13 protein-coding genes and 1 pseudogene are annotated in these 11439 nt (G+C 66.8%); 4 read left to right on the forward strand and 10 right to left on the reverse strand.

What is annotated here, in order from left to right:
- From uvrC to ACR2JI_RS09620, 8 genes are all read right to left on the reverse strand, one after another.
- Positions 1-1271: excinuclease ABC subunit UvrC (gene uvrC, locus ACR2JI_RS09585; protein ID WP_526389845.1), on the reverse strand; the 1271-nt coding region annotated here is incomplete at its 3' end.
- Between the two features lie 35 nt (positions 1272-1306).
- On the reverse strand, positions 1307-1717 hold the full coding sequence (locus tag ACR2JI_RS09590) for a PH domain-containing protein (protein ID WP_526389846.1): 411 nt from the start codon (positions 1715-1717) through the stop codon (positions 1307-1309).
- 38 nt (positions 1718-1755) lie between these two features.
- Entirely contained in the window at positions 1756-2235 is a 480-nt protein-coding gene (gene ribH, locus ACR2JI_RS09595) for a 6,7-dimethyl-8-ribityllumazine synthase (RefSeq protein WP_526389847.1), read from the reverse strand.
- 10 nt (positions 2236-2245) lie between these two features.
- Positions 2246-3523, reverse strand: a complete 1278-nt coding sequence (locus ACR2JI_RS09600; protein ID WP_526389848.1) for a bifunctional 3,4-dihydroxy-2-butanone-4-phosphate synthase/GTP cyclohydrolase II — start codon at positions 3521-3523, stop codon at positions 2246-2248.
- Positions 3524-3582: 59 nt separating this feature from the next.
- Positions 3583-4083, reverse strand: a complete 501-nt coding sequence (locus tag ACR2JI_RS09605) for a HEAT repeat domain-containing protein (protein ID WP_526389849.1) — start codon at positions 4081-4083, stop codon at positions 3583-3585.
- 20 nt (positions 4084-4103) lie between these two features.
- Complete coding sequence (locus tag ACR2JI_RS09610; RefSeq protein ID WP_526389850.1) at positions 4104-4556, reverse strand: SRPBCC family protein; 453 nt, start codon at positions 4554-4556, stop codon at positions 4104-4106.
- 17 nt (positions 4557-4573) lie between these two features.
- A complete protein-coding gene (locus ACR2JI_RS09615) occupies positions 4574-5200 on the reverse strand; it encodes a riboflavin synthase (RefSeq protein ID WP_526389851.1) in 627 nt (208 codons plus the stop codon).
- Between the two features lie 4 nt (positions 5201-5204).
- Positions 5205-5678, reverse strand: coding sequence for a GNAT family N-acetyltransferase (locus tag ACR2JI_RS09620; RefSeq protein ID WP_526389852.1), 474 nt, complete (start codon positions 5676-5678; stop codon positions 5205-5207).
- Between the two features lie 64 nt (positions 5679-5742).
- On the opposite strand from ACR2JI_RS09620, the gene ACR2JI_RS09625 reads away from it, so the two are divergent.
- The 4 genes from ACR2JI_RS09625 (at position 5743) to ACR2JI_RS09640 (ending at position 10109) form a co-directional block, all read left to right on the forward strand.
- Positions 5743-6435, forward strand: coding sequence for an LppX_LprAFG lipoprotein (locus ACR2JI_RS09625; protein WP_526389853.1), 693 nt, complete (start codon positions 5743-5745; stop codon positions 6433-6435).
- 9 nt (positions 6436-6444) lie between these two features.
- On the forward strand, positions 6445-7998 hold the full coding sequence (locus ACR2JI_RS09630) for an MFS transporter (RefSeq protein ID WP_526389854.1): 1554 nt from the start codon (positions 6445-6447) through the stop codon (positions 7996-7998).
- A 79-nt stretch (positions 7999-8077) separates the two neighbouring features.
- Positions 8078-9115 carry an ABC transporter permease gene (locus ACR2JI_RS09635; RefSeq protein WP_526389855.1) on the forward strand — a complete coding sequence of 346 codons (1038 nt, stop codon included), beginning with the start codon at positions 8078-8080 and terminating at the stop codon, positions 9113-9115.
- 1 nt (position 9116) lies between these two features.
- Positions 9117-10109 carry an ABC transporter ATP-binding protein gene (locus ACR2JI_RS09640; protein WP_526389856.1) on the forward strand — a complete coding sequence of 331 codons (993 nt, stop codon included), beginning with the start codon at positions 9117-9119 and terminating at the stop codon, positions 10107-10109.
- Here the strand turns inward: ACR2JI_RS09640 and ribD are convergent.
- Complete coding sequence (ribD, locus tag ACR2JI_RS09645) at positions 10106-11134, reverse strand: bifunctional diaminohydroxyphosphoribosylaminopyrimidine deaminase/5-amino-6-(5-phosphoribosylamino)uracil reductase RibD (protein ID WP_526389857.1); 1029 nt, start codon at positions 11132-11134, stop codon at positions 10106-10108. The genes ACR2JI_RS09640 and ribD overlap by 4 nt on opposite strands.
- Positions 11131-11439 (reverse strand): annotated as a pseudogene (locus tag ACR2JI_RS09650) (ribulose-phosphate 3-epimerase); the annotation flags it as partial. The gene ribD and the pseudogene ACR2JI_RS09650, both read right to left, overlap by 4 nt.

The following is an 11439-nucleotide window of genomic DNA, read 5'->3' on the forward strand; positions in this document are numbered from 1 at the left end:
ACGCACTCGATCCGCAGCGGGGCGTCCGCCAGTCCCAGCGACTCCTGAATGTTCTGTAGCGCAGCCGATCTCGCGGTGAAGTCACCGGCACGCTTGAGCTTGTGCTGCTGCAGAGCCTCCTGGGCGTTGCGGTGCACCGTCTCGGCCAGCGCCCTCTTGTCGCCGCGCTGGGCCACCCGCAGATCAACCCGCGAGCCGCGCAGGCCGGACAGCCAGGTGGCCATCTCCTCGGCCGCCGGCGGCAGGCACGGCACGAGAACTTCTTTGGGCACGGCGTTGCTGGATTCATTCGCCCCGCCTTCCAGTTCGGCCTGTTCACCGTAGAACTGGGTCAGGAACTGTTCGACCAGTTGCGCCTCCGCCGAATACTTGGGGCCGGATTCCCCCGGGTCGACGGGTTTCTCGACGATCCACCCCCGCTGGCCGCGCACCCGGCCGCCGCGCACGTGGAAGACCTGCACCGCGGCCTGCAACTCGTCGTCGGCGAACGCGACCACGTCGGCGTCGGTGCCGTCGCCGAGCACCACTGCCTGCTTCTCCAATGCCCGGCGCAGTGCGCCGAGATCGTCACGCATCCGCGCCGCACGTTCGAAATCGAGGTCGGCGGCCGCTGCGTTCATCTGGCGTTCGAGTTCACGGGCGAACCGGTCGGTGCGTCCGGACAGGAAGTCGCAGAAGTCCAGCACAATCCTGCGGTGCTCCTCGGCACTGACCCGTCCGATACACGGCGCAGAGCACTTGTCGATATAGCCCAGCAGACAGGGCCGCTGGATCTGGCTGTGCCGCTTGAACACTCCCGCTGAACAGGTGCGGGCCGGAAAAACCCGGGTCAGCAGATCCAGGGTTTCCCGGATGGCCCAGGCGTGGGAATACGGACCGAAGTAGCGAACCCCCTTGCGGCGGGGTCCGCGGTACACCATCAGCCGCGGGTATTCCTCGTTGAGGGTGACCGCCAGTACGGGGTAGGACTTGTCATCTCGGTAGCGGACGTTGAACCGGGGATCGAATTCCTTGATCCAGTTGTATTCGAGTTGCAGCGCCTCGACCTCGGTGGCCACCACCGTCCACTCGACCTTGGCGGCCGTGGTCACCATCTGACGGGTGCGCGGGTGCAGGCCGGCGATATCGGCGAAATAGGACGTCAGCCGACTGCGCAGGCTTTTTGCCTTGCCGACGTAGATCACCCGGCCGTGTGGGTCGGAGAATCGGTAGACACCTGGCTCGACCGGTATCGACCCGGGCGCGGGGCGGTACGTCGAGGGATCAGGCACGGCGTTCAGGTTAGTACCGGGCGCAGAACCCGGACTCAGCCGCGGTAGCGGGCCATCAGTTCCCGCATGGTGTCCATCGCGACGACCGCACGTTCGGCATCGAGGGATTGGACGGCCACCACCGGAACGTACTCGTAGCCGGCGAGTTCGACCCGCGCCCAGCGTTTCGGGAAGGAGATGTCCACGACCTCACCCCACGGGATGATCCGCTCCTCCAGGACGTTGCGCACACCCAGTCCGGCCGGCCCGATCCGTAACCTCGGCCGGGTCAGCAGCAGGATCACTCCGGCGAAGACGACCGCGATGAGGAGAAAGGCGTACTGATCGGCGGTCCGCAGGGCCGGACCCGTGGCGTTGCCCTTCGACGTGAGTGCGACTCCCAAGCCGATCAGCACTGCCAGCGCCGCACCGGCCCAGGCCAGCCGTGGCATCAGGCGTGGCTTCACGACGACGTCCCAGTGCTCGCCCGCCGGTGCTGATCCGATCACGCGCGGCGCAGGTGGCGCAGAGTCAGTGCGGTGGACAACGCGGCGGCGGTGGCCTGGGCTCCCTTATCCTCGCGCGAGCCGGGAAGTCCTGCCCGATCGACGGCCTGCTCCTCATCGTTGGTGGTGAGTACGCCGTTGGCAACCGGTGTCGCCGCATCCAGTGACACCCGGGTCAGTCCCTGGGTGACTGCGTCGCAGACATAGTCGAAATGCGGTGTGCCACCGCGGATCACCACACCCAGCGCCACGACGGCATCGTGATTGCGGGTCAGTTCCTGAGCCACCACCGGGATCTCGATGGCGCCGTGCACCCTGACCACGGTCGGGTTGGGGATACCGCAGTCAGCGGCAACCTTGCGGGCGCCGTCGAGCAGGCCGTTGCAGATCCGGGCGTGCCAGGTGCTGGCCACGATGGCCAACCGGATACCGGACGCATCCATATCAGGGATCGCGGGTATTCCGTCGCCGCCGCTCATGGCCACACCCTCACAGCGGTCCCCCGAGATCACCCGGCAGACGTACGTCGTCGTCGTAGTCCTCCAGACCGGTGAGCTCATGGCCCATCCGGTCACGCTTGGTCTTGAGGTAGCGGATGTTCTCGGAGTTGGCCCGCACCGGCAACGGCACACGTTCGGTTATCTGCAATCCGTAGCCGTCCAGGCCCACCCGCTTGGCGGGGTTGTTGGTCAACAATCGCATCGAGCGCACGCCGAGGTCGACCAGGATCTGCGCGCCGATGCCGTAGTCCCGGGAGTCGGCGGGTAGACCCAGTTCCAGATTCGCGTCGACGGTGTCGGCGCCGGCGTCCTGGAGCTGGTAGGCCTGAAGTTTGTGCATCAAGCCGATACCGCGGCCTTCGTGCCCACGCATGTAGAGCACCACCCCGCGGTCCTCGGCTGCCACCATGGCCATCGCGGCGTCCAGTTGCGGACCGCAGTCGCACCGGCGGGACCCGAAAACGTCGCCGGTCAGGCACTCCGAGTGCACCCGCACCAGGACGTCCTGGCCCTCGTTGACCGGTCCGGCGATATCACCGCGTACCAGGGCGACATGTTCGACCTCGTCGAAGATGCTCTGATAGCCGACCGCCCGGAACTCGCCGTGCCGGGTCGGGATACGCGCCTCGGCAACCCGTTCGATGTGCTTCTCGTGCTTGCGCCGCCACTCGATCAGATCGGCGATGGAGATCAGCGCCAGATTGTGCTCATCGGCGAAAACCCGTAGTTCTTCGGTCTGGGCCATCGCACCCTCGTCCTTCTGGCTGACGATCTCGCAGATCGCGCCGGCAGGCTGCAGGCCCGCCATCCGCGCCAGATCGACGGCGGCCTCGGTGTGACCGGGGCGGCGCAACACCCCGCCGTCCTTGGCCCGCAACGGAACCACATGGCCGGGCTTGGTGAATTCATCGGCCACGCTGTCGGGGTCGGCCAGCAGTCGCATGGTGGTGGCCCGGTCAGACGCCGAGATCCCTGTGCCGACATCCTTTTTCGCGTCGACGGTAACGGTGTAGGCGGTGCCGTGCTTGTCCTGATTGACCGCGTACATCGGTAACAGGCCCAGCCGGTCGCAGATGGCTCCGTCGAGCGGCACACATAGGTAACCGGAGGTATAGCGAACCATGAACGCGACCAGTTCCGGAGTCGCTTTTTCGGCGGCGAAGATCAGGTCGCCTTCGTTCTCCCGGTTCTCGTCATCGATGACTACCACGGCCTTGCCCGCCGCGATATCGGCGATCGCCCGTTCGACGGTGTCGAGCCTCGTCATTGTTGCCGCCTGTCGGGAGTGTGCATGCCGTCCTAAGTATGAACTAACCGTTCAGCTACTCATGCAGAGCGCCCCGCCACCACGTCTTCAACCAACGACCAGGGAACCTCCCGGTCGATATCGGTGAAGGCTCGGGGCGCCGGCCAGCGGTCTGTGGGCAGACCTCCCACGTCGAGCAGTCCCCAGAACGCCGCGGCACGAACCGCATACGGGGCATCCGGGTCACGCAGCCAGCGCTCCAGGACCGCCATGAGGTGCGGTGACCGGCTTGCGCTGCGCAGCGATGACCAACCGTAGATCGCGCCCTGCCGAACCTCGGGGTCGGGATCAGCGCTGGCGAGATCTTCCAGGGCAGGTTCCTGGTCGGCCAGTCCCAGATCGCCGACTGCCCGGGCAGCGGCACCCCGCAGTTCTGAGTCGGGATGGGCGAGGAACGGAATGACCGCGGTTCCCAGCGCACGAATCCGCTGTTTGCGGATGTCGGTGATGGCGTCGAAGACATCGTCGGGGTCGTCGCTGCCCAGTTGTAGCAGCAGAGTCTGAATCGGTGTGGCTGTCACAGACAGATGCGTGCCGTTTCCTAGCGATTCACGTCGTTGGCGATCGCGGCCAGCGTCGCATGAATGTTGTACGCATTGCGCTTTTCGGCCGAGGTGCCGCGGCCGACGAAGATTCCGGCCGGCTTCATCATGGCGCCCAGCGGCCCGGTCCGAAGATCGTCCCAGCGCTCGGTGATTCGGGCGCCACTGGCGGTGGGCTCGACGATATAGCTCCATCGTGAAATGCGAATTCCGGCGATCTTCACCTCGAAGGCGAAGGTGGTGCCGTCGGCCTTGACCACCTGGCAGGCGCCGGTCCACGGCAGCCAGAGTTTGTTCTTCCCGGTGAACACCGAACCCTCGACGAGTGGCAGGGCACCTGTGAAGGTGGCACCCGTCGCCTCCGGGCTCCAGCGCCCGTAATTGCGCGGATCACTGACAAGCCCGTACGCCTCGGCTGCGGGGATGGTGACATCAATTGATTCAGAGATCATTGGGTTCCTGACGTTGGTTAGGTCTGGTGATTGAGAAGGCGCTCAACATATTTGGCGATCACGTCGACCTCCAGATTGACCGTGCTGCCGACAGGTGCGCGACCGAGCGTGGTCATCGCCAGCGTCGTCGGGATCAGCGACACCTCGAACCAATCTCCGCCCTCGGCCCTTGGTCCGAGGGTCTCATCGCGACCGAGAGCAGACACCGTCAGCGAGACACCGTCGACCGTGATCGACCCCTTCTCCACGACGTAGCGCGACAGTGCGGCCGGCAGCGACATCCGGATCACCTCCCAGTGCTCAGACGGCGTGCGCGCAATTACCTCTCCGGTGCCGTCGACGTGGCCCTGGACGATGTGCCCGCCCAGTCGGCTGTCGATGGCCGCGGCGCGTTCCAGATTGACCGGACTGCCCACCGCCACCCCGGCAAGGCTGGACCGGCGCAGCGTCTCGGCCATCACGTCGGCGCTGAACCGGCCGTCGGCAAAATCGACGACCGTCAGACACACACCGTTGACCGCGATGGAAGCGCCGTGTTTGGCATCGGAGGTCACCACCGGCCCGCTGATCGTCAGGCGTACCGAGTCGCCGAGGGCGTCGCAGGCGACAACCTCGCCGAGTTCCTCCACGATTCCGGTGAACACCGGCTTAATCTAGCCGCTTTTCGCCGTGGAACGCCGCCGCCGGATTGTCGTTGAAGTTTTCCACCCGCCGGTACCCGGCGGCCAGGTAGAACGCCTGCGCGTGGGGTTGACGCGACCCGGTGTCGAGCCGGGCGATCCGGTAGCCCAGGTCGCGGGCGGCGTCTTCGAGGGCGCAGAGCAGCGCACGCGCCACCCCGGACCTGCGCGCCCGCGGAACCACATACATCCGCTTGATCTCGCAGGTGCCGTCGGGAAGCCGCTTGAGACCCCCGCCGCACACCGGGACGCCATCGCGGTAACCCACCAGGAACACCCCGCCGGGCGGGCCCAGTTCGGCCGGCCCTGCCTTGGGCATGCCGGGTGCGTTGAGGTCCAGACCGTCGTAGAGCTCGGCCATCTCCGCGACCATGGCATCCACCATCACGGCCGCGTCCCCCGCACCTGCGGGAACGGCCCGGAATTCGAGTTCACCGGTCACCACACCACTCCTACCCCGGCCTCGCCAGCCGGGTCAACGCGGCCCGAGCCGATACCATGCAGCCATGCAGACAAGCCGTCGTCTCCTTGCCGTACTTGCCGCCCTGCTGGCCGCCGCGTTCCTCACCTCGGGATGCTCGAAGAAGCCCAGCGAGCCGCTGCCGGATGCCGCCGGATTGATCCAGCAGTCGATCAGCACCACCAAGGCGCTCACCAGCGCGCACCTGGAGATCGTGGTGAACGGCAAGATCACCGGCCTTCCGGTCAAGACCCTCTCCGGGGATCTGACCAATGTTCCCAGCGTCGCGATCTCGGGCAGTTCCAAGATCTCCATGGGCGGCGCCGAGGTCGATATCCAACTGGTGGTGCTCGATGGCACGCTGTACGCGGCGCTGACCCCGAACAGCTGGCTGGACATGGGCCCGGCATCCGACGTCTATGACCCGTCGGTGATCCTCAACGCCGACACCGGTCTGGCCAACATGCTGACCAATATCTCCGACGCCAAGTCCGACGGGTTCGAGACCATCGGTGGTGTGCCCACCGTGCGAATCACCGGCATGGTCACGGCCGACGCGGTCAACAAGCTCATTCCGCAGCTCAAGTCGACCGGCCCGGTGCCGGCGACGATGTGGATCGAGAAGGACGCCCCCAACCAGCTGGTGCAGGCAAAACTGGACCAGAGCGAGGGCAACAACGTTCAGCTGACGCTCTCGGAGTGGGACAAGCCGGTCACCGTCACCAAGCCCGCCGTCTAGGTGGCGGGTGTGACTCCGCCGACTCACCCGGAGACGGGTGGACCGGATAAAGCCGATACCACCGGCCGCAGCCGGCGGATCGCGATCGGCGCCGGCAGCCTCGCTGTTCTGCTCGGCGCGCTGGACACCTATGTCGTCGTGACGATCATGGTCGACATCATGAAGTCGGTCGGCATTCCGATCAACAAGCTCCAGCAGGTCACCCCGATCATCACCTGTTATCTGCTGGGCTATATCGCTGCGATGCCACTGCTGGGCCGGCTTTCGGACCGGCTGGGCCGCAAGCTGGTGCTGCAACTGAGCCTGGCCACCTTCGCCCTCGGGTCGATAGTGACCGCTCTCTCCGACGACCTGACCATGCTGGTGATCGGCCGGATCATCCAGGGCGTGGCCAGTGGCGCGCTACTGCCGGTGACCCTGGCCCTGGCCGCCGATCTCTGGGCCGCGCGCAGCCGGGCGACGGTGCTCGGCGGTATCGGCGCCGCGCAAGAACTCGGCAGCGTCCTGGGACCGCTCTACGGCATCGGCGTGGTGTGGTTGCTCAACACCTGGCGTGACGTCTTCTGGATCAACGTCCCGCTGACACTGATCGCCATGCTGCTCATCCAGTTCAGCCTGCCCGGGCGCGACCGCAGCGCCGCGCCCGAACGGGTGGACGTGGTCGGCGGGATTCTGCTCGCGATCGCCCTCGGCCTCGCGGTGGTGGGCCTGTACAACCCGAACCCGGACGGCAGGCAGATCATGCCGCCCAACGGTCCGGCGCTGGTGATCGGCGCCGTGGTGGCCGCGATCGCGTTCGGCCTCTGGGAGCGCTTCGCCACGACCCGGCTGATCGAGCCCGCCGGGGTTCGCTTCGGGCCGTTCCTGTCCTCATTGGTCACCTCCATGTGCGCCGGCGCGGCGTTGATGGTGACCCTGGTCGACGTCGAACTGTTCGGTCAGGGAGTGCTGGGCAAGGACCAGAACGGCGCGGCATTCCTGCTGCTGCACTTCCTGGTCGCACTGCCGGTCGGCGCGCTCGCCGGAGGCTGGCTGGCCACCCGACTCGGTGACCGGGTGGTGGCCGTGGTCGGCATGCTGATCGCCGGCTTCGCCTACTGGCTGATCTCGCATTGGGGAGTCGACGTGCTCTCCACACACCATCAGATCGGACCGGTGTCGCTGCCGACCTTCGCCACCGATATGGCGCTGGCCGGGGTCGGGCTGGGTCTGGTGATCGGCCCGCTGACCTCTGCGGCGCTGCGGGTGGTCCCGCCCGCCCAGCACGGCATCGCCTCGTCACTGGTCGTGGTCGCCCGGATGACCGGCATGTTGATCGGTGTCGCGGCGCTGACCGCCTGGGGGCTGTACCGGTTCAACCAGATCCTGGCCACCCTGCCCGCCGTGCAGGCCGACAACCTGCCGGCCAAGATCGCCGCCGAGGCGGAGCGGTACCGCACCGCCTTCGCCATGCAGTACGGATCGATCTTCTTCATCACCACCATCGTCTGCCTGGTCGGAGCGTTCTTCGCCCTCTTCATCGGCGGTCGGAACAGCCACCCCGACGCTGTCACCCCTAACTAGGGGCTGGCGACGTGTTCTGCTCGAAACTGGTCAAAGTGCTCGGCCGGGGTCGTAACGTCGCCCGCATGTCGGAGACCACGTGCTGATCGCCGCACTGCGCGATCTGCAGTGGCGTAAACGTCGCTTCGTCATCGCAATCGTGGGAACCGGCCTGGTGTTCGCGATGACGCTGGTCCTCACCGGGCTGGCCTACGGATTCAAGGTCGAAGCCACCCGGACCGTTGACTCGCTCGGACTGGACGGTTTCCTGGTCAAAACCGGCGCGACCGGACCGTTCCTGGGGTCCTCGGCTTTTCCAGCGACCAAACTCCAGGTGCCGGACGTCGACATCGCGGTACCACTGGTCTACGGCAGCGCCACCACACCGGACGGCGACTCGGCCCGCAGCGTCAACGTCTTCGGCGCCCCGGAGCGTGGCCCCGGGATACCGGCGATGGAAAGCGGCCGGCCGCCCACCGAGCCTCACGAGGCTGCGGTGTCGAGCACCATGCACCGCTCCATCGGCGACACCGTCGAGGTCGGCACACGTAATCTGCAGGTGGTCGGAATCGTCGAGGACTCCACCGCGCTGGCCGGGCAGCCCAACGTCTTCCTCACCGTCACCGGCGCGCAGAAACTGCTGTTCTCCGGACAGTCGCTGATCTCCTCGATCGGGGTCAAGGGGACGCCCGCGCGGGCGCCGAGCGGTTTCAAGCTCATCGACCGGGCCGGGGCGATCGATGACCTGCTCCGCGCACTCACGGGCGCCCGGCAGGCCATGACACTGATGGCCGGGCTGCTGTGGGTGGTCGCTGCGCTGATCGTCGGCTCGATGATCTACATGTCGGCCCTGGAACGCACCCGCGATTTCGCGGTGTTCAAGGCCGTCGGTGTACCGACCCGGTCCATCCTGAGCGGGCTGGCCATGCAGGCGGTGATCGTGGCGGTGCTGGCCGCCCTGCTCGGCGGAGTGCTGTCGGTTCTGCTCGGTCCGCTGTTTCCGATGCGCGTCGACATCCCCCGCGCGGCATTCCTGCTGCTGCCGGTGGTGGCCATCACCATCGGCGTGCTGGCCAGCCTGGCCGGCCTGCGCCGTGCGGTGACCGTCGACCCCGCGCTGGCGTTCGGGGGTCCCTGATATGGCCGACCTGAAGATCACCGACCTCGTCGTCGAATACGCCAGCGGCCAGGAATCGGTACGGCCGATCAACGGTTTGAACCTCGAGGTGACGGAGGGCTCGCTGGCGATCCTGCTCGGCCCCAGCGGATGCGGAAAGACCACCCTGCTGTCCTGCCTCGGCGGAATCCTGCGACCGACCAGTGGTCGCATCCACTTCGGCGACCTCGATGTCACCGCCCTGGGCACCGGGGAACTCTCCGATTACCGGCGCAACACCGTCGGCATCGTGTTCCAGGCCTTCAACCTGGTGCCCAGCCTGACCGCGATCGAGAACGTCATGGTGCCGTTGCGGGCGGCTCGCGTCGGCCGCCATGAAGCCCGTGAGCGGGCTGCCGACCTACTGACTCGGGTAGGTCTGTCCGAGCGGATGACCTACCGGCCCGGCGACCTCTCCGGCGGCCAGCAGCAGCGGGTCGCGGTGGCGCGTGCGATCGCACTGGACCCGCCGCTGCTAATCGCAGATGAGCCGACCGCTCATCTGGACTACATCCAGGTCGAGGAGGTGCTGCGGCTGATCCGCGAGTTGGCCTCGGGCCCGAGAGTGGTGGTTGTCGCCACCCACGACACCCGGATGCTGCCCCTTGCCGACCGGGTGGTGGAACTGGTGCCGCATATCTCGGGTTCCGAACATGAACCGGAGGAACTGCGTCTTGAGCCGGGCGAGGTGCTGTTCGAGCAGGGAACGATGGGCGAGGCGATCTACATCGTGAACGAGGGCGAAGTGGAGATCGTTCGTGAATTCACCAGCGGCAGAACGGAATTGATTAAACTGGCCCTACCGGGAGACTACTTCGGCGAGATGGGTCCGTTGTTCGCCCTGCCGCGGTCGGCAACCGCCCGGGCACGTACGGTCGCAACCGTGACGAGCTACACGATGCAGGGGTTCCGCGAACTACTGGGCGCGGTCAGTTCTCGCGAGATCATCGAACACAGGGCATTGGGGTCCGACTAGATCGGCGGCACCAGGCTCAGCAGCAGGTCCGGACCCACGCGCTCGACGCCGTCATAGCGCCAGCGCAGCGCACCGGCGATGTTCGCGACACCGAGGTCACCAACCGCGGTGATCGGACCACCGAGCAGGATCGGCGCCACATAGGCCAGAATCCGGTCCACCGCACCGGCCCGCAGAAAAGCGCCCGCCAGCGTGGGGCCGCCCTCCAATATGATGTCTGTTCGATCGCCGAGCGCCCTCAGAACCTCGCGTGGATCCCGGGTATGCATGGTGAGCGTGAGTGAATCATCGCTGAGCACAAGGGATTCCGACGGTATCTCACGCTCTCCGACCACCACCCGCAGCGGTTGGCGGGTGGCTAGGCTGCCGTCGGGCAGTCGGGCGGTCAGGCTCGGGTCATCGGCTAACACCGTGCCGGTGCCGACAACAATGGCGTCGGCGGCCGCCCGGCGGAGATGGACGTCGGCGCGGGCCTCCACACCGGTGATCCACTTCGAGGAACCATCCGCCGCGGCACTGCGGCCGTCGAGACTGGTGGCGAATTTCCAGGTGATGTGCGGCCGTCCGGTGCGCTGCTTGTGCAACCACTCCCGCAACGTACCGCCGGCAACCTCTGATGCGCATACGCCCGCGGTGACGGTGACACCGGCGTCGCGCAACCGCTGCGCTCCCCCGGCGGCCTCAGGGTTGGGGTCCGCGACGGCGTAGACGACGGCCGCAATATCTGCCGCCAGTAGGGCGTCTACGCAGGGCGGGGTTCGTCCATGGTGGTTACACGGTTCCAGGGTGATCACCGCGGTGCCGCCGGCCGCCCGCGCACCGGCGGCCTGCAGAGCCTGCGCCTCGGCGTGCAGACCACCGAGTGGTGCGGTCGCCCCAATTCCGGCAACAGCCCCGTCGGAGTCCAGAATGACCGCTCCGACAGGCGGATTCGGGTATGTGGTTCCCTTCACCCGCTGCGCCTGTGCGATGGCCAGCCGCATCGCGTCGGCGATCGGGTCGGCGATCGGGGTCGCCGTAGTCATAGCCGCAGGTGCGGCGAGGCGGCACCGGCCATCCGCCGCAGCGCCTCGACGGCTACGCCCGGGTCCGCCGCGCCGTATACCGCGGACCCTGCGACAAAGCAGTCCACGCCCGCCTCGGCGGCGAGTTCGATGGTGTCGGCGTTGATACCGCCGTCGATCTCCACAAGGATCGTCAGCTCACCGGAGTCCACCAGCCGCCGCGCGGTTGTGACCTTGGAAAGCACCTCGGCGATGAAGCTCTGTCCACCGAAGCCCGGCTCCACCGACATCACCAATAGGGTGTCGAAATCACGCAGGATCTCCAG

The organism is Mycobacterium sp., assembly GCF_051006775.1.
Lineage (GTDB): Bacteria > Actinomycetota > Actinomycetes > Mycobacteriales > Mycobacteriaceae > Mycobacterium.